This window comes from Alcanivorax sp. 24, from assembly GCF_004360225.1.
Taxonomy (GTDB): Bacteria; Pseudomonadota; Gammaproteobacteria; order Pseudomonadales; family Alcanivoracaceae; genus Alloalcanivorax; species Alloalcanivorax xiamenensis.
Genome location: NZ_SNUA01000008.1, coordinates 42,212 through 59,939, shown reverse-complemented (window position 1 = coordinate 59,939; position 17,728 = coordinate 42,212). Strand labels below are relative to the sequence as shown.

At 62.9% G+C, this 17,728-nt stretch carries 14 protein-coding genes and 1 tRNA gene; 4 read left to right on the top strand and 11 right to left on the bottom strand.

The features are described 5' to 3' along the window. Positions 1-285: 285 nt before the first annotated feature. Together E0L37_RS12385 and E0L37_RS12380 are read right to left on the bottom strand one after the other, a co-directional pair. The gene (locus tag E0L37_RS12385) at positions 286-3,270 is read right to left on the bottom strand and encodes a parallel beta-helix domain-containing protein (RefSeq protein ID WP_133492041.1); all 2,985 of its coding nucleotides are present in this window, start codon (positions 3,268-3,270) and stop codon (positions 286-288) included. A gap of 117 nt (positions 3,271-3,387) precedes the next feature. Further along, positions 3,388-4,614: a hypothetical protein gene (locus tag E0L37_RS12380; protein ID WP_133492040.1), complete on the bottom strand. Its 1,227-nt coding sequence runs from the start codon at positions 4,612-4,614 to the stop codon at positions 3,388-3,390. 448 nt (positions 4,615-5,062) lie between these two features. Between E0L37_RS12380 and E0L37_RS12375 the strand changes: the two genes are divergently transcribed. The 3 genes from E0L37_RS12375 to E0L37_RS12365 are packed head-to-tail and all read left to right on the top strand — an operon-like array spanning position 5,063 to position 6,783. After that, entirely contained in the window at positions 5,063-5,950 is an 888-nt protein-coding gene (locus tag E0L37_RS12375; protein ID WP_133492039.1) for a YafY family protein, read from the top strand. Positions 5,951-5,962: 12 nt separating this feature from the next. Further along, a complete protein-coding gene (locus E0L37_RS12370; protein WP_166643061.1) occupies positions 5,963-6,370 on the top strand; it encodes an SMI1/KNR4 family protein in 408 nt (135 codons plus the stop codon). A gap of 26 nt (positions 6,371-6,396) precedes the next feature. Then, positions 6,397-6,783 (top strand): hypothetical protein, encoded by a 387-nt coding sequence (locus E0L37_RS12365; RefSeq protein WP_133492037.1) that lies wholly within the window; start codon positions 6,397-6,399, stop codon positions 6,781-6,783. 594 nt (positions 6,784-7,377) lie between these two features. Here E0L37_RS12365 and E0L37_RS12360 read toward each other — a convergent pair. The 8 genes from E0L37_RS12360 to E0L37_RS12325 all read right to left on the bottom strand — a co-directional run bounded on the left by E0L37_RS12360 (position 7,378) and on the right by E0L37_RS12325 (position 15,215). Next, positions 7,378-7,467 (bottom strand) — tRNA-Ser (locus tag E0L37_RS12360). An 87-nt stretch (positions 7,468-7,554) separates the two neighbouring features. After that, positions 7,555-7,743 (bottom strand): carbon storage regulator CsrA, encoded by a 189-nt coding sequence (csrA, locus tag E0L37_RS12355; protein ID WP_022995680.1) that lies wholly within the window; start codon positions 7,741-7,743, stop codon positions 7,555-7,557. A gap of 158 nt (positions 7,744-7,901) precedes the next feature. Then, positions 7,902-9,128, bottom strand: coding sequence for an aspartate kinase (locus E0L37_RS12350; protein ID WP_133492036.1), 1,227 nt, complete (start codon positions 9,126-9,128; stop codon positions 7,902-7,904). 107 nt (positions 9,129-9,235) lie between these two features. Next, complete coding sequence (alaS, locus tag E0L37_RS12345) at positions 9,236-11,833, bottom strand: alanine--tRNA ligase (protein WP_133492035.1); 2,598 nt, start codon at positions 11,831-11,833, stop codon at positions 9,236-9,238. Positions 11,834-11,931: 98 nt separating this feature from the next. Then, positions 11,932-12,699, bottom strand: coding sequence for a sulfite exporter TauE/SafE family protein (locus tag E0L37_RS12340; RefSeq protein ID WP_022995677.1), 768 nt, complete (start codon positions 12,697-12,699; stop codon positions 11,932-11,934). A gap of 332 nt (positions 12,700-13,031) precedes the next feature. Next, positions 13,032-13,532, bottom strand: coding sequence for a regulatory protein RecX (locus E0L37_RS12335; RefSeq protein ID WP_133492034.1), 501 nt, complete (start codon positions 13,530-13,532; stop codon positions 13,032-13,034). Next, a complete protein-coding gene (gene recA, locus E0L37_RS12330; protein WP_133492033.1) occupies positions 13,501-14,538 on the bottom strand; it encodes a recombinase RecA in 1,038 nt (345 codons plus the stop codon). Before recA ends, E0L37_RS12335 begins: the two co-directional genes overlap by 32 nt. Positions 14,539-14,735: 197 nt before the next feature. After that, positions 14,736-15,215 (bottom strand): CinA family protein, encoded by a 480-nt coding sequence (locus E0L37_RS12325; protein WP_133492032.1) that lies wholly within the window; start codon positions 15,213-15,215, stop codon positions 14,736-14,738. 205 nt (positions 15,216-15,420) lie between these two features. Here E0L37_RS12325 and E0L37_RS12320 point away from each other — a divergent pair, with 205 nt between their 5' ends. Next, positions 15,421-15,657, top strand: a complete 237-nt coding sequence (locus tag E0L37_RS12320) for a DUF5062 family protein (RefSeq protein WP_133492031.1) — start codon at positions 15,421-15,423, stop codon at positions 15,655-15,657. Positions 15,658-15,956: 299 nt separating this feature from the next. Here the strand turns inward: E0L37_RS12320 and E0L37_RS12315 are convergent, their stop codons facing one another. Continuing rightward, on the bottom strand, positions 15,957-17,354 hold the full coding sequence (locus E0L37_RS12315) for an 8-oxoguanine deaminase (RefSeq protein ID WP_133492030.1): 1,398 nt from the start codon (positions 17,352-17,354) through the stop codon (positions 15,957-15,959). Positions 17,355-17,728 lie beyond the last annotated feature (374 nt).

Here is a 17,728-nt window from a genome sequence, read left to right as displayed (position 1 = left end):
AGGGCCTGGGCTCCAATACCGTCGACCGCTGGCACAGAAGGGGCTACGAAGCGACCGTGGGAAGCTTGCTTGCAAGCGAATGGGCTTCCGGACCCCAAGATTCGCTTGCAAGCAAGCTTCCCACAGCGGCGTTGTAGCTGCCTTCGAATTTATGTCTCTAGTTCGATTGGAAAGCGGCGCTTTCAGAACTCGTGGAGAGCCGGCGGGCAGCGTTCCAGGACCGTGCTTCTCCGGTGCCCTGGAACGCTGCCCGCCGGTTCTCCTTCCCTGGCGAACAGGGATGCTCTACTGACAGGCCCCCGCGTTGGTATAACTGTCATCCACCACGGTATCAATCCACTGCCGCAGCAAGGCCACCGCTTCGTCATCGGCCACGCTGCGCGCGATCGGAGGCATCATCCGTTGCGGATCGTGTTCCGCTTCCATCCGGCAGGTGACGATGGAAGCCTCGCTGTTGCCGGGCACCACGACATGCTGTCGGCCGCAGGAGCCGCCGCCGGTGGCGGTGGGTTTCTTGCAAATGCCGTAGCCGGCATCGACATCGCGGAAATGATCCAAATAGTAACCGGTGTTCGACGCGGCGCCCTTGTCGTTGTGGCAGTGCTGGCAATTGACTTCCATATAGGCCCGCAGCCGCTGCTCGATATCCGCCGGAGAATGGGCCGCCTCGCCGCCGTCGCCAGCCACGTTCCAATGCGGCAACCGAGGCACGTTGGTAGCCACGCCACGGTTATCGATCTGCAATTGCGGCGCACCGGCCAGCAGCCCTTGCGCCACCCAGTACTGCAGTTGATTCACGCGCGGGAAGCCGCCTTGCCCCTGCTCCCCCATGAAGGTACTTTCCGGCCGGTAGGCCAGATTCAGATTGCGCGGCTTGGGCCCGATGGGCGGGCTGCCGGTGGCCTGATCGTCATTGCCGTGACAGGTGATGCACTGGTTGGCATTGGGGATGTTGTAGCGCTCGGTGTCGCCGCTGATCACCGCGCCGCTGTCCACGTCACGGTAATGCCAGCTTACCGCCCGGGCGCCGCCGCCCATGGCCAGCCGGGCCACGCCATCCTCATCCCAGATGTACGGCAAGCCGGCCCAGTAGGCATTGCCGCTGCTGTTTTCCCGCTTGATCAGCAGACGGGTCTCCACCAGTGTTTCGGTGCCCTGCTCCTCGTCGGTGAAGGCGAAGGTCTTCGCCAGTACCGTCCCCAACGGGAACTCAATGGCGCCGTTGGGATTGGCTCCGCCCTGACCGTCCTGATACACCGCCTGCTCTCCGGGCGGAATAAAGGCCACCCGATACTTGGTGGCGTAGTCGGAAAACAGCTTGGTGTTAAGGACAAAGGGCACGCCCCCTTCATGGGGCAGGCTACGCGGATTTTCAGGATCGGCGAACAGGTTGTACTGATCCAGACGCGGACAGTCCACCGCCAAAGCCGGACGATTGATGGCATCCTGTGCGGTTTCCGCCTCGCAAAGGAATTTCACGTATTCCTCGGACACCGCCGGATCGTGTTCGCCGCTGGGCTCGAACGGCGGGATCATCACCCTTGGCAGCGGCGCCAGCAGCTTGCCGAAGCGGGCCTGGCAGTCGTGATCCTCCAGCTTGCGATCGCTGGGCAGATTCAACAGGCCCTGGATGACCTCCAGCAGCTCAGCGGGATCAAGGAGAGACAGATCCTGCCCGGCCAGAGCCATCACCACTTCGAGCCCATCGGTACCGTGGAAATTCAGGTACGGCACGCTGTCTTCATCGAATTGGTTGTCATGAATGCACGAGCCCCATTTTGGCCGTTTCCGTTGCCCCTGATCGTCGAACTTGTAGGCGTTGTAATGGCAGGACGGATTGGGATGCTGGTTGGTGTGGATCGGTTTGCCGTTTGCATCGGCGGGCACCGGGTCACCGTTGGCGTCCACCGGATAGGGACAGTCCGTGTCCAGGTCATCGAGCAGACCATCCCAAATGATGTGCGCGCCACGGCCAAGATTAAACAGATTCCCCAGACTGCCGAGCAGTTCGGAAGGATCATTGATGGTCGGCAGATTTTTCAGACCGATCATCATCGGCAACAGAGTCTGGACATCACCGTTCGCGGCCGCCTCCAGATCCGGTGGCGGCAGGCTGTAACCGGAGTTGCGGATAACATTGTCGTGGATGTGCAGCCCTTCGGTATAGGGATCCAGTTTCTTGTCGGCGGTTTGCCCTGGACCGTCGATCAGTTCATAGCTGATATAGAGGATGGCGGCGGTGCTGTGGTCCTCGAAGACGTTGTCGTACACCTCTATATTGTCGTAGCCGAGAGTGATGAACCCCACCCCGCGCGGCACCATGGACACCAGTCCGCTGTGAGCGAAGTTGTAGGTGTTGTTGTTGCGGGCCAGGTTGCTGACCATCACCGAAGTGTCGCCGTAGCGGGTGATGTTCTCCAGATCGTAGATGAGGAAACCACCGGTGTTGCACTCGGCGATGTTGTTGTCGTATTCACCACCGCGCACGTTCTCAATCTCGAACCCCATGACGTTGTAGGCGGCACGGCTGTCGCGAATAATGGTGGTATCGGTCTGCCCCACGTAAATACCGGCATCGGAAGCACCAATGGATTCCGAGTCCTCCACCAGAATGTATTCCGATTCCACCGGATAGATGCCATAGCGGCCGCTGCTGGAACTGGGCACGTAATCCGGCGCCGGATCGCCCTCGTTGAGCGGCGGCGCGGTACAAGCCACCTGCAGGCGTCCACTGTAATTGGCGGCGGTGATCGGTTCGCCACCGCCGGACCAGATCGCCCGCACCTCGCTCAGGGTGCCCCATTTCACGCCCTTGAGTTTGAAGGCGTCACCGGGGGAATCGAGAATGGTCAGGTCCTTCACCGTGATGCCATGCACATTGAGTGCTTCCAGGCCGGTGACGTTGACGCTGTCGCGGAATGACAGCACGGTTTTATCCTTGCCGCAGCCCTGGATGGTGACGTCTTCCGTGGCCTGGATCAGCAGTCCCTGATCCAGCTCGAAGAAACCACATTCGAATTGCAGCACGTCCTTCGGCTTCAACTGGATCATGGCATCCACCATGCTCCGGGTGGCGTCCTCGCCCGGCGCAACCGTGAACACCCGGCCCTGGCCTTCCGGATCCGGCACTTCACCGCCGGGATACTCTCCACCAGGGTCACCGCCACCCGGGCTATCGCCACCAGAGCCCGAGCCGCCCGAACCACCGCAGCCCGCCAGCACACCCAACAGCACACACAATGACAGCCAACCGATTCCTCGCCCGCGCATAAGCCGATCCCCTGACTATTGTTGTTCTGGATCCATACCCATTATGTTTATGTGGGTATCTGGCACGGTTGTACTACGCCAGCCGGCCCAGGAATGTAGTGATATTGTCAACGAGGGTTAAACCGCGCCGGGAGGTTCGGCGGAAAAGGGAGGAACCGGCCGCCAGTTGCCCTGGCCATCCAGGGTTTGCCGGTACTCGAAACCGGACAGGACGCGCTCCGGCGGATAGCTGGAAAATTCGTCGAACAACAACCCGCACCAACCCGCACGCGGTACCCGCACGCTATAGAGATAGTGCCCGCGCGCCGGATCACCGGCTCGGCCCCGCCCGTGGGCGGAGAGCGCCAGCCAATGCACCTGCGGAATCACCGCCAGTGCTTCACCGATCAAACGCACCCCGGTGGCATGGGCATGTTCACGGTGCAGACGCCGCCGGGCGCCGTCGGAAAGCCAGGTCACCAGTACCCCCGCCCCCTGCGGGTGCGGACGCAATTTGGTATAGGGAAACAGTCCCGGATCCGGCACATCCACTTCCAGGGTCAGGCAGCGCAGATCGTCACTGAGCTGGAAGGCCACCCGCGTCACCCGCGGCCAGGGCACCATGGACAACCGATGGGCAAGCACGCCTTCCAGGGCCTGACGCTGCCCCTGCCGGGCCGCCTGATACAGCCGCCTGAGCCGCTCGAACTGGCCGGCATGGCGATGCAGACGCTGCAACCAGGCCAGCCGTACCTGACGTTGCTGTTCCTGCCACTGCCGCCGCCGGCTCGCCAGACCAGCCCGGCGGCGCGCCGAACAGACCGCCAGGAACCGGTCCCAGAGACCGGCCCGGAACGGCAACGTGGCCGGCTCCGGCTCCTCCGGCGCCATCGGCGCAAGCAACGGCTGCTCACCGGGAACCGGGGTGCGATGGTGCAAGGTCACCAGCCCTTCCAGACGATGCTGGTGCTGCTGGATTTGCTCATCCACCGACTGACGCACCCCATCCGGATCCACTCGCAGCAGCAACATCAACGCCTGCGGATCGAGAGGGCGTTGCTCGCGGTCCAGCACCTGGATATTGCCAGTGTGTTCGTTGACTAACAGCGCCGCCACCCGCGACAGGATCTCCAGCTCACCGTGGCGCAGTCCGCGCCGCACCAGGGAACGCCGGTTCAGCACCGCCTTGAGCCGATGGCCATAGCCCCGGTCGGGCACCAGCAAACCGCCTTCGCCGTGCAGGCCGAGACGATGGGCAACCCGTTCCGTGGTCTCCGGCGATTCCGGCAGTCCACTCCAGGCATAGGGGGACGGCGGCCCGAAACCAGGTTCCAGGACAAGGGTGTGGCGCAAACGCTGGGCCATGGCATTACCTCTGGGCGACGACGGGCATGGCCACGGCCACACCACAACCACGAAAGGTCATGCCCACCCGAATGCACCTCTGCACTGACGGGCCTTCCACCGCCGGTGGATGGCACGAAGATTCCCCCCGATGACCGGTCATCGATGGTCTCGATGCCCCCAAAGCGAAGATCCCCATCTCGCTCACCCTCTATCCTTCCCCAACGGACAGTTACCCCGGCGACGCATCCCAAAGGCGGCGCGGACATTCCTTTCTTTATTTGATCTCAGAGCCTACTCAGGGTCTCGATTCTTCTTCCTGGCCCGAAAGCGCGGTGAACCGGATCACGATAGCTGGATTCGTGACCTGTTCCAGCGCCTTGCCGGGCAAGGAGACCATAATATGTATTCAGTGTGGTCATACCAACACTGACTACATGAACACGTCGTTTTTTGGAGCCCAAGGGAAATGTCCCCTTCCCCCCGCAAGAGCGCCGGCGACTGGCCGTTACGTTGGGATTTGCTGCTGCGTTACCGTTTGATCGAGATCATCGCACTCTGGGAGGGCCGCCTCACCACCAATCACCTGAGGCGTGCCTTCGGCATCGGCCGCCAGCAGGCCAGCAAGGATATCAACCGGTATCTGACGCAGTATGCACCGGGCAATCTGGTCTACGACCGCTCTCTCAAAGGCTACCGCCCGGGCCCCGGATTCACCCCTCGCTTTACCCTGGGAGCCGCCGACGAGTACCTGCAAATGGTCCGGACCCGCGAGGACCTGGCCTGCTCCTTCGAGCAATTGACCGTCAGGGAACTGAATATCGAGATGCTGCCGGTGCCGAACCGGGGGCTCCGCCCGGCGGTGCTGCGGCCACTGATCCAGGCCTGCCGGGAGCGGCTGCGGCTGGAAATCGAATACGCCTCGCTGGCTCACCCCCAGCCGGAGACCCGGGTAATCCACCCCCATACCGTGGTGTTCTCCGGCTATCGCTGGCACGTTCGCGGCTGGTGTGAGAAAAACCGGGAGTATCGCGATTTCGTATTGAGCCGCATCGGCGACAGCGCCCGTCTGCTCACCCCGGCCGACCGGGACGCACGGCAGGACCACGCCTGGCAGACCGTCATCACCGTGCGGCTGGCACCGGCCCCTCGTCTCGATCGGGCACAACAGGCTCTGATCGCCACCGATTACGGCATGGAGAATGGTGAACTGGCCCTGCCCACCCGGGCGGCGCTGGTCGGCTACCTGCTACAGTGGCTGGGATTGGAGCAAACACGTCCCGGTCCACCGGAGACCCAACACATCGTACTTCTGAATCGGGACGAATGTCGGCCCTGGCTGATCGGTGACAACTGAATGGTGAGAACCATGCTGAACAGAGCGAACCTGGAGCAACATTACCGGCTGGAGCCGCCGGCCTCCCCGGAAGCCCTCGCCCGGGCCGAGGCCGGACTGGGCCGGCCGCTGCATCCGGAGTACGCGGCCTTTCTCCGGCTCAGCGATGGCCTGTACACCGACGGCAACCTGGTGCTGCTGGACGCGGACAGCATCGCGGAACGCAATCGCGACTATGAGGTGCCGGAGTACCTGCCGGGATACCTGATGATCGGAGACGACAGCGGCGGCGTGGCGCTGCTGCTGCGCAACCGGGAGCCCGCCGTGTTCGAAGTGGACATGGGTGTGATGATGGCCTCGGAGATGAGAGTCTGTGCGGACTCACTGGCGCAGTTGCTGATCCGGTTCCAGGGACGGACGCTGGATGAGCGCCAGGATTAACCACTACCGTGATTTGGGAGACCCCCTTGTCTGATCATGACTTGTCCTGGGTATTGGAGCCGGTCCGGCTCCTCTTCTCGGAGCGGTTGTTTTCCGCCGCCCACCCGGAAGCCCTGCCCAACGGCACCGAGGTCCTCACCGATCTGGACCGGGCCATGCTGCTGGAAAACTCGCAAGAGTTACCACGGGAGTACCGTATCTGGCAGGACGTACAGGCCAACGCGGTTTCCCCTTTCTATTGCACCGATGCCTACGCCACCATCAGCATGGATCCGGTGCTTGAAGCGCTGTTCCAGGTCTACCATGCGGGCTTTTACCCCTGTGGTTGGCGCCGTGGCAATCACATCGTCTGCTTCGACCCTTCCGTTCTGGAAGGCCACGGGACCGGATGCCTGCTCGACTATCCGGTCTGAACACCGAGCATGAAGAGCCTCCCACAGTCCGAACGACGAAACCGCTATGGGGGCTAGAGAATTTTTCCCTGCCGTTGGCGGTTCGCTTGCAAGCAAGCTTCCCACAGCGGCTTCGTAGCGCCCTTGTGGGAAGCTGCCTTGGCAGCGAACTGCTTTCCTGCCATTGGCGAAGCGGACACATAGAAAAGAGCGTGGGCGCGGGAGTCGAGTGCCGAGAGGGCGGGTTCTTTCCGCTGCCCGTCACCGATACAAACAAAAACGCCCCGCGGAACGGGGCGCTACGAAACCGCTGTGGGAGCTGCCTCGGCAGCGAATTTCTCCCTGCCGTTGGCAATTCGCTTGCAAGCAAGCTTCCCACAGTGGCTTCGTAGCGCCCTTGTGGGAAATTGGCGGAGCGGACGCATGGAGAAAAGAGCGTGGGCGCGGGAGTCCAATGCCGAGAGATTCGCCTGCGAGCAGGCGAACCCCTTCGGGGCGCCGCTTCGCGACGTCCTGCGCCGCGCAGGCGCGGCTGGTCGAACCGGCGGGCTCTTTCCGCTACCCATCACCCATACAAACAAAAACGCCCCGCGGAGCGGGGCGCTTTTGTTTGTATGGCGGAGAGGGCGGGATTCGAACCCGCGATACGGTAACCCGTATGGTTCCTTAGCAGGGAACTGGTTTCAGCCACTCACCCACCTCTCCGGAACACGGACAATCGCTTTGTTCTCACGGCGATCCGTGACATCGCCGCGCATCATACCAGTTTGCACAGAAAATACAGCTCAAAAATCAAGCAGACTCGCCGTCAGAGCCTTTTTCGTGCTGGATACGCTGATAAATTTCCTCACGGTGCACCGCCACCTCTTTGGGCGCGTTAACACCAATACGTACCTGGTTACCTTTTACACCCAGAACGGTGACGGTGACATCGTCGCCGACCATGAGCGTCTCGCCGACGCGGCGGGTCAGAATAAGCATGGGAGTTCCCTCCTCGAATCCATATATTGTTCAGTGAGCGCGGTTTTGCACACTGGATACGAGCCACCCGTCGTCCTTGAGCGTTCCACTATCGGGAAGCCGGTACCCGCCCCGTGTGCGAGGCGGGTAGTATGCCGCATGCCAATAAGAATGTCTCGTCAGGCGGCGGGCTGATCCAGCTCGAAGGCCTGGTGCAGTGCGCGTACCGCCAGTTCCAGGTACTTTTCGGCCACCACCACGGAGATCTTGATTTCCGAGGTGGAGATCATGGTGATATTAACCCCTTCCTGGGCCAGGGTTTCAAACATCTTGCTGGCCACGCCGGCGTGGGAGCGCATGCCCACGCCCACCAGGGAGATCTTGGCGATCTTGTCGTCGCCGATGATTTCCGGGTTGCCCAGCTCCGACGCCGATTTCCGCAGCGCGTCCTTGGCCTTGTTGAAGTCGTTGCGGTGCACGGTGAAGGTGAAGTCGGTGGCGCCGTCGGCCCCCACGTTCTGCACGATCATGTCCACTTCGATATTGGCGTCGCTTACCGGACCGAGGATCTTGGCGGCGATACCCGGGGTGTCGGGGGCACCGCGCACGGTGATCTTGGCTTCATCACGGGTAAAAGCAATGCCAGAAATTACCGGCTTTTCCATATCCACCTCGTCGTCGACGGTAATGAGGGTGCCCGGACCCTCCTGAAAACTGGACAGTACACGCAGCGGCACATTGTATTTGCCGGCGAACTCCACCGAACGGATCTGCAGCACCTTGGAGCCGAGGCTGGCCATTTCCAGCATTTCCTCGAAGGTGATCTTGTCCAGGCGGCGGGCACTGTCCACCACCCGGGGGTCCGTGGTGTAGACCCCGTCCACGTCGGTATAGATCTGACACTCATCGGCCTTCAGGGCAGCCGCCAGGGCCACCGCCGTGGTGTCGGAACCACCCCGGCCGAGGGTGGTGATGTGGCCGTCATCGTTGATCCCCTGGAACCCGGCCACCACGACCACGCGGCCGGCTTTCAGGTCGGCGCCCATCTTCTTGTCGTCGATGTCCTCGATACGCGCCTTGGAATGGCTGTGATCGGTGCGGATCGGCACCTGCCAGCCGGTATAGGAGCGGGCATCAATGCCACGGCCGTGCAGGGCCATGGACAACAGCGCGATGGTGACCTGCTCGCCGGTGGACACCAGCACATCCATTTCCCGGGGGGACGGAGTGCCGCTGATCCCATTGGCCAGCTCGATCAAACGATTGGTTTCGCCGCTCATGGCGGAAACCACCACCACCACCTGATCGCCCTGCTGGTGAAAGCGCGCCACCCGTTCGGCGACGGCCTGGATGCGTTCGACGGACCCCACGGAGGTGCCGCCGTATTTCTGAACAATTAGGGCCATATATGACGTTGTTCCGCAAAAAAGGGCGCGTAAGGGTAACATTTCCGCGCCCGGTTATCATGTGAGAGGCATGTGAGGCCGGCTTTCCCCGCTGAAACGCGGCGGGCTCAGGCCTGCTCCGCCACCCAGTCGTAAACGCCGGCCAGCGCCTTGGGCAGCGCCGCCACGTCGTTGCCGCCGCCCTGGGCCATGTCCGGCCGGCCGCCACCGCGACCGTCCAGCTGACCGGCCACCTGACGCATCAGATCACCGGCCTTGAAGCGGCCGGTGAGATCCTTGGTGACACCGGCCACCAGCGCCACCTTGTCACCTTCCACCGCCGCCAGCAGGATCACCGCCGAGCCGAGCTTGTCCTTCACTTTGTCCATGGTCACCCGCAGGGTCTTGGCGTCGGCGCCGTCCACCTGGGTGGCCAGCACTTTCACCCCGGCCACCTCGCGGGCGTCGGCGGTCAGATCACCGCCGGCACCGGAAGCCAGTTTCTGCTTCAGGCGTTCCACTTCCTTCTCCAGCTCGCGCACACGGCGAGCCTGGGCTCCCACCCGCTCGGCGGCCAGTTCCGGGCTGCTCTTGAGAGTGCCGGCAATCTCCGCCAGCGCCGCTTCGTGCTGACGCACCAGCGCCAGAGCCCCTTCCCCGGTGACCGCCTCGATACGGCGCACGCCGGCGGCGGCGGAGGTTTCCAGGGTGATCTTGAACAGGCCGATGTCACCGGTACGGCCGACATGGGTACCGCCACAGAGTTCCTTGGAGAAGCCGTCGCTGCCCATGGTCAGCACTCGCACCTGGCTGTCGTACTTCTCGCCGAACAGGGCCATGGCACCGGCCTCACGGGCGGCGTCGATGTCCATCAACTCCGTGGATACCGCCGTGTTCGCCAGGATCTGACGGTTGACGATGGTTTCGATCCGCTCGCGCTGCTCCGCGCTCAGCGCCTCGCCGTGGGAAAAGTCGAAGCGCAGATAATCCGGCGCCACCAGCGAGCCTTTCTGCCGCACATGCCCGCCCAGCACCTGACGCAGCGCGGCGTGCATCAGGTGAGTGGCGGAATGGTTGCGCATGATGTTGTTGCGGCGTTCCACATCCACATAGGCGTCGACCTTGTCACCCACCTTCAGAGTGCCGGCTTCCAGCGTGCCCAGATGAACATGGGCGGACTGGCGCTTTTTGGTATCCGCCACGGCGAAGCGGCTGTCGCCCTTGACCAGCAGGCCGGTGTCGCCCACCTGACCACCGGATTCGGCGTAAAACGGCGTGCGCGCCAGCACCACCATGCCTTCATCACCGGCATTGAGGCTGTTCACGGCGTTGCCGTCCTTGTAGAGACCGACGATCTCGTCCTGATCCGCCAGCTTCTCGTAACCGGAGAAATCGGTCACCGACTCGATGGTGAGACGGTCGCTGTAATCATTGGCAAAGGCGCCGGTGCCCCGGGCCAGGGCCCGCTGCGCCTCCATTTCCTTTTCGAAGCCGGCCATATCCACGGTCAGGCCGCGCTCGCGGGCCACGTCGGCGGTCAGATCCGGCGGGAAACCATGGGTGTCGTACAGCGCGAACACCACATCGCCGGGCAGTTCGCTGCCTTGCAGGCCGGCAATGGCATTTTCCAGCACCTTCATGCCCGCGTTGAGCGTGCGGGCGAACTGTTCTTCCTCGGTGAGCAGTGCTTTTTCGATGCGTGCCTGCTCGCGCACCAGCTCCGGGTAGGCCTGGCCCATCTGTGCCACCAGCGCTTTCACCAGGGTGGAGAAGAATGGCTTGTCCTGCCCCAGTTTATGGCCGTGGCGCAGTGCCCGGCGGATGATGCGGCGCAGCACATAACCACGCCCCTCGTTGGAGGGAATCACACCATCGCAGATCAGGAAGCTGGCGGAGCGGATGTGGTCGGCGATCACCCGCAGAGACTTCTCTTCCAGATTCTGGCAACCGGTGGCTTCGGCGGCGGCTTTCAGCAGGGCCTGGAACAGATCGATTTCATAGTTGGAGTGGACGCCCTGCATCACCGCGGCGATACGCTCCAGCCCCATGCCGGTATCCACGCTGGGCTTGGGCAGCGGCTGGAGCTCACCGTCCGGCTGGCGATCGTATTGCATGAACACCAGATTCCAGATCTCGATGTAGCGATCCAGGTCATCGTTCTCGGAGCCCGGCGGGCCACCGGGAACGTCCTCGCCGTGATCGTAGAAGATTTCCGAGCAGGGACCGCAAGGACCGGTATCGCCCATTTGCCAGAAATTGTCCTCGTCCAGGCGGGAGAAGCGCTCGGCGCTGACACCCATTTCCTTGAGCCAGATGTCGGCGGCTTCGTCATCGGAGACATGCACCGTCACCCACAGGCGCTCTTCCGGCAGCCCCAGGGTGCCGGTGAGGAATTCCCAGGCAAAGCGGATCGCCTCGCGCTTGAAGTAGTCGCCGAAGCTGAAATTCCCCAGCATCTCGAAGAAGGTGTGGTGACGGGCGGTGTAGCCCACGTTTTCCAGGTCGTTGTGCTTGCCGCCGGCACGCACGCAGCGTTGCGAGCTGGTGGCACGGGTGTAATCCCGCTTTTCACGGCCCAGGAACACGTCCTTGAACTGGTTCATCCCGGCGTTGGTGAACAGCAGGGTGGGATCGTTCTCCGGCACCAGGGAGGAGGACGGCACGACCGTATGGCCCTGGCTGGCGAAGTAATCAAGAAAGGCCTGGCGAATCTCAGCGCTCTTCATATAAGGAACACGTCATTGCTGGATTGGGGGTGACCGGCAAGTATAGCGTCGTCATCGACCGGTTGCGATGGGTCACGAACACCGATAGGCATGGCCGATCAACCCTTGAGGAAAGCGGCGGAACAAGTCACCAGCACCATGATCAGCAGCAGCCCTTTGAGCCAGCCGCCGGAGACCCGGTGAGCGAAGCCCACCGCCAGACGCACTCCCAATAAAGTGCCCAGCCCCACCACCAGACCCGGCAGCCAGGCCACCTGGCCGCGCCAGACGAACACCACCAGAGCGAGGATGGTAAAGCTGGCGGTCATGGCCAGTTTCAGCGCGTTGGTGCGGCGCAGGTCATAGCGTAACTGGCCGGCCAGCACGGCGATGGCCAGGAACCCGACGCCGGCCTGGGCAAACCCGCCGTAAGCGCCGGTCAGGAACAGGCCCAGCCAGGCGGCGGGGGTACTGGCCAACGCCTTGGGCGTTTCGCCCTCCTCCGGCATCAACGTGGAGGGACGCACCACCATGATCACCGCCATTACCACCAGGGTGGTCAGCAACACCGGCTTGAGAATGGTCGTGGGCAGGAAAGAGGCGGCCACCGCGCCGATCAAGGCACCGCTCAGGGTGGGAATGAGGATGCCGGGCAGGACCTTGAACGGCACCGAGCCGTGCCGGTGGAACTGGCGCACACCTTCCACGCACTGAATCAGTACCGCCACCCGCATGGTTCCGTTGGCCAGGGCCGGGCCCATGCCACTGAGCATCAGCAGCGGCAGAATCAACAGGCCGCCACCGCCGGCCAGGGTATTGATAAAGCCGGCGATCACCCCCGAGCCAAGCAGGGCCGCCACCAGCCAGGGGTCGCCAAGATATTCCATGGGGCGGACGTCCAGGGCAGAAAACAGGAGCGGGTATTATGCCTGTTGACGAGGCGGGGCGCTTGCACGCAACAGGCTATTCGCGAGCAAGCTCGCTTCCCACAGAGAGAGAAGGGAACTACGAAGCCGCTGTGGGACGCTTGCTTGCAAGCGAATGGGGTTCGCTCGGGCATTTAGCGATATTCGCCAGCAAGCTGGCCTCCCACAGCGGCTTCGTAGCAGAAACCGTGGGAGCCACGACATAGGGACATTCGCTTGCAGGGCACCATCGAAGCTCCCGCAGCGGCGTTGTAGCGACCGCTGAATTCAGGTCTTCAAGGTGGCGCTTTGGCTCAATCCTGTTCGCGCTGCTGATCCAGGGCGTGGAAGCTTTGCTCGGCATCGAAGCCACGGCCCTGCAGAAAACGCAGCTGTTTGGCTTTTTCCTTCTGGTCCGCCGGCGGGTGCCGGAAGCGCCGGCCCAGGACTTCGCTGGCAAGGGCGAACCAGTCGCACTCGGCTTCACCCAGCGCCTCGGTAACCAGTGCCTCCCCCACTCCTTTCTGTTGCAGCTCGGCGCGAATGCGCAGCGGCCCCTGTCCCCGTTCGATTCTTGAACGGACAAAAAAACCGGCGAAACGCCGGTCATCCAGGAAGCCTTGTTCTTCACACCACGCCAGCACTTCGTCCAGCCAGGACGCCGCGCCGAACTTGCGTGTCAGTTTGGCACGCAGTTCGTGGCGGGAGTGATCCCGGCGCGCCAACAAGCTGACCGCATGCTGGCGCCCCTGGGCGGCATCGGCGGGGGCCGGGTCGCCGCCTTTACTCTTCCGTGGACTCGGGCTGGGCCGCATTTTCAGCGCTCTCTTCCGCCGGTGTACCCAGCAGGCGTGCCCGGATTTCCTTCTCGATGGCACCCGCCACTTCCGGGTGCTCCGCCAGATAATCACAGGCGTTCTGCTTGCCCTGGCCGATCTTGTTGCCCTGGTAGGCGTACCAGGCGCCGGATTTGTCCACCAGCCCCTGCTGCACGCCCAGATCCAACACCTCGCCGAGCTGGTTGATGCCCTGGCCATAGAGAATCTGGAACTCCGCTTGCCGGAACGGCGGCGATACCTTGTTCTTCACTACCTTGACCCGGGTTTCGTTACCGGTCACTTCGTCGCCCTGCTTCACCGCGCCGATACGACGGATGTCCAGACGCACGGAGGAGTAGAACTTGAGCGCGTTACCACCGGTAGTGGTCTCCGGGTTGCCGAACATCACACCGATCTTCATGCGGATCTGGTTGATGAACACCACCAGGGTGTTGGCGTTTTTCACGTTACCGGTGATCTTGCGCAGCGCCTGGCTCATCAGGCGGGCCTGCAGGCCCACGTGGGCGTCGCCCATTTCGCCTTCGATTTCCGCCTTCGGCACCAGCGCCGCCACGGAATCGACGATCACCACGTCCACCGCGCCGGAGCGCACCAGCATGTCGGTGATTTCCAGCGCCTGCTCACCGGTGTCCGGCTGGGACACGATCAGGTCGTCCACGTTGACGCCCAGTTTCTCGGCGTAGTCCGGGTCGAGCGCGTGCTCGGCGTCAACGAAAGCGCAGGTGGCGCCTTTTTTCTGCGCCTGGGCAATGACGCTCAGGGTCAGCGTGGTTTTACCGGAAGACTCCGGACCGTAGATTTCCACGATCCGGCCCTTGGGCAGACCACCGATGCCCAGGGCGATATCCAGGCCCAGGGACCCGGTGGAGATGGCTGGCATGCGCTCGCGCTTACGATCGCCCATGCGCATCACGGAACCTTTGCCGAACTGCCGCTCGATCTGCGACAGCGCCGCGGAAAGTGCTTTACCTTTATCGCTCATTGAATGACCCCTATCCGTTTATCCCTTGATTCCGTTTATTCCCTGATGATGCCGTGGCTCGCCGCTGACCGGCCTGTGCCCTGGCGAGAGCCCGCTGATCGTGGGCCGACGAGCATCCTTCGGCCTGACCCTTTGATCAGCACTGTCTATAAGGACAGCATTATGAACACTGTCCCGCGCCACTGCAACCCCCCCCCTTATCCGAGGCGGGCCAGCAGCCCTTCCAGGGCGGCGGCGATGGTAGCATGCCGGACCTGCCCACGATCACCATCGAAGAGGAAGCGCTCGGCGCGGGCCCAGTCCGGCTGCTGCGCCCAGGCGATCCACACCGTGCCCACCGGCTTATCGGCGCTGCCGCCGCCGGGCCCCGCCACACCGCTCACCGCCACCGCCAGATCCGCCCGGGAACGCCCCAACGCGCCCCGGGCCATGGCCAGGACGGTCTGTTCACTGACCGCGCCGGCACTGGCCAGAATCGCTTCCGAGACACCCAGCATGCTCTGCTTGGCCTCGTTGGAGTAAGTGACGAAGCCGCATTCGAACCAGTCCGAGGATCCGGCCAGCTCCGTCATTTCGCGGGCGATGCCGCCGCCGGTGCAGGACTCAGCGGTGGCCACGCGCAGGCCCCGTTCGCGCAGGGTGTCGGCCAATGCAGTGACCTGCTCGGGTATGGTCATGGTGACTCCTGATGTTCAGAGAAGATCAAAAAAACCGCCCTCCATGATGGCGGACTTTGCCAACGCTGCCCACCAGTGATCCAGCAAACCGGCCACAGGTTCACGGACCAGCGCCCCTGCCCCGAAGCCGCAGGGAAACAAAGGGCATCCTTCCATCGGCTTTGTTACTCTGGGCCGTAAGTAGCCCCTGGCCTTCGGAGTCATCATGAAAAAGCTCAAGAATGAGAAGGAATGGGTCAAGAAAGCCATCACACTCGGCATGGCGTACGGCGAGAAGCGGGGCGTGGTCGAGTTCGAGCCCACCGATTCGGCGGCACTGAAGCTGGAGTACATCTATCGCCTGCTGGTTCATGACAAGGTCATCCAGCCGCTGCCCGAGGATCAAGTGTCCCAGCAGTCGATCCAGCATAAGCTGGCGATCTGGGCGTCGAAACAACCCTAGGGCCTGTTCACACTATTTTCATTGCGCCTGTTGCGGCTAAAACGTCACCAATGCAGGCACGAGGAGAGAAGTTTGGTGACTCCAAATGAACGACGAGTAACGCACAGTGGTGACGTTTTAACCGCAACCCGAAGGGCTGGAGCCCTTTTTGCCTCCCGCGCCGTTGTCGGTTGCTCATTTGGAATGACCAAACCGCGCGCCCCCCGCCTTGCTGGAGGCAAAAAGGGCATCCAGCAGGCGCGATGAAAATAGTGTGAACAGGCCCTCGCCCCGCCGCCCTCTCCACCGATACAGGGACGTCACTGATACAGACGCGTCATGGCCCGGGCGTGTTCCCGCATCAGCGCCGCCGGTTCCGTGTCGAGCAGTTGCCCGTCGCGAACCCGCATCCGGCCATTGACCATGACCTGGCTGGCCAGGAAGGGCCCGCACATCACCAGCGCCGCCAGCGGATCCCGCTGCGCGCCGGCGAAGGACAGGTGGTTCATATCCACCGCCACCCAGTCCGCGCTCATCCCCGGTGCCAGATGACCGATGTCATCCCGGCCCAGCAAGCGGGCGCCGCCACGGGTGGCCAGGGCCAGCGCCTCCCGCGCCGATAGCGCGCCAGGGTCGCCGCCGAAACCGCCGCGCCCGCCCGGCGCTTCCGAACGGTAACGGGCCGGCGCCACCCGCTGCAGCATCATCGCCATGCGCGCCTCCAGGAACAGATTGCTGGAATCGTTGGAGGCGGAACCGTCCACCCCCAGCCCCACCGGCACCCCGGCGTCCAATAGCTGGCGCACCTTGGCAATGCCCTGCCCGCAACGCATGTTGGCGCTGGGGCAGTGGGTGATCCCCGTGCCGGTGCGGGCCAGCAGCGCGATTTCCTCGTCGTCGAGGAAGATCCCGTGGGCGAACCACACATCCTTACCGAGCCATTCCACCGACTCCGCGAACGCCACCGACCGCATGCCGTACTGGGCCAGGCAGTAGTCCTCCTCATCCAGTTCCTCGGCCAGGTGGCAATGCAGACGCACGCCCTGGTGGCGCCGGGCCAGCCGGGCGGCGTCCCGCATCAGCTCCGGCGTCACCGAAAACGGCGAGCACGGCGCCAGCACCAGACGCAGCATCGAGTGGCGGCCGGCATCGTGGTAACGGCCGATCAGGCGTTCCGCGTCCCGCAGAATGTCCTCTTCCTTCTCCACACAATTGTCCGGCGGCAAACCACCCTGACTTTGCCCCCGGGACATGGCGCCGCGGGCGGCGTGAAAACGGATGCCCATCTCCCCCGCCGCCTGGATCTGACTGTCCAGGCGGGCGCCATTGGGCAACATATAAAGATGGTCGGCGGCGGTGGTGCAGCCTGAGAGCAACAGCTCCGCCATGGCCACCTTGCTGCTGAGATAGATCGCCTCGTCGTCCAGCCGTGCCCAGATCGGGTAAAGCGTATTGAGCCAGGGGAACAGCGCGTCGTCCTGGGCCATCACCCGGGTGAAGTTCTGGTACATGTGATGATGCGTGTTCACCATCCCTGGCATCACCACATGGCCGCTCAGGTCCAGGGTCTCGTCCATCGGAAGGTCTGGTTTCTCCGTGCGCGGCCCGGCCCACAGAATCCGGTTGTCACGGATCAGCATGGCGGCATCGCGCCACTCGTGGTGCTGATCATCGAAGGTTGCCAGGTAGTCGATACGGTCGATCAATAAGGTCGTCATTGGTCACTCCGAAAACGCGGAAAAGGAAACAACAAAAGCGCGATTTCGGAGCGGATCAGAACAACTGGTGAGCGAAAGCGGTGCGTTGCCAGAACGGCCGGAACGGCAAGGCGCGCTGCCGGCGCACGCCGGCCACGGGGTTTTTCCTCATACCCTGCCCTCCTGATACCTGAGTCCTTCGCCATTCGCTAGCAAGCTAGCTTCCCACAGGGGCACAACGCCGCTGTAGACCTGATAATTGACAGTAAACAGCGAAAAACTGAAAACCCTCATTCTTTAGCCGCTCTGGGAAGCCAGCTTGCTGGCGAATAGACCGCGACAAGAAACGATGCAAAAACAGCGCCAGTTCAACAGCGCGGCAAAACACCGCAGTG

Bases quoted from the DNA above. Each gene is read 5' to 3' on its own strand.
- E0L37_RS12325 (WP_133492032.1), bottom strand. From the start codon at position 15,215: ATGACCATACCCGAGCAGGTCACTGCATTGGCCGACACCCTGCGCGAA.
- recA (WP_133492033.1), bottom strand. From the start codon at position 14,538: ATGAGCGATAAAGGTAAAGCACTTTCCGCGGCGCTGTCGCAGATCGAG.
- E0L37_RS12335 (WP_133492034.1), bottom strand. From the start codon at position 13,532: ATGCGGCCCAGCCCGAGTCCACGGAAGAGTAAAGGCGGCGACCCGGCC.
- E0L37_RS12370 (WP_166643061.1), top strand. From the start codon at position 5,963: ATGCTGAACAGAGCGAACCTGGAGCAACATTACCGGCTGGAGCCGCCG.
- alaS (WP_133492035.1), bottom strand. From the start codon at position 11,833: ATGAAGAGCGCTGAGATTCGCCAGGCCTTTCTTGATTACTTCGCCAGC.
- E0L37_RS12385 (WP_133492041.1), bottom strand. From the start codon at position 3,270: ATGCGCGGGCGAGGAATCGGTTGGCTGTCATTGTGTGTGCTGTTGGGT.
- E0L37_RS12315 (WP_133492030.1), bottom strand. From the start codon at position 17,354: ATGACGACCTTATTGATCGACCGTATCGACTACCTGGCAACCTTCGAT.
- csrA (WP_022995680.1), bottom strand. From the start codon at position 7,743: ATGCTTATTCTGACCCGCCGCGTCGGCGAGACGCTCATGGTCGGCGAC.
- E0L37_RS12380 (WP_133492040.1), bottom strand. From the start codon at position 4,614: ATGGCCCAGCGTTTGCGCCACACCCTTGTCCTGGAACCTGGTTTCGGG.
- E0L37_RS12375 (WP_133492039.1), top strand. From the start codon at position 5,063: ATGTCCCCTTCCCCCCGCAAGAGCGCCGGCGACTGGCCGTTACGTTGG.
- E0L37_RS12340 (WP_022995677.1), bottom strand. From the start codon at position 12,699: ATGGAATATCTTGGCGACCCCTGGCTGGTGGCGGCCCTGCTTGGCTCG.
- E0L37_RS12350 (WP_133492036.1), bottom strand. From the start codon at position 9,128: ATGGCCCTAATTGTTCAGAAATACGGCGGCACCTCCGTGGGGTCCGTC.
- E0L37_RS12320 (WP_133492031.1), top strand. From the start codon at position 15,421: ATGAAAAAGCTCAAGAATGAGAAGGAATGGGTCAAGAAAGCCATCACA.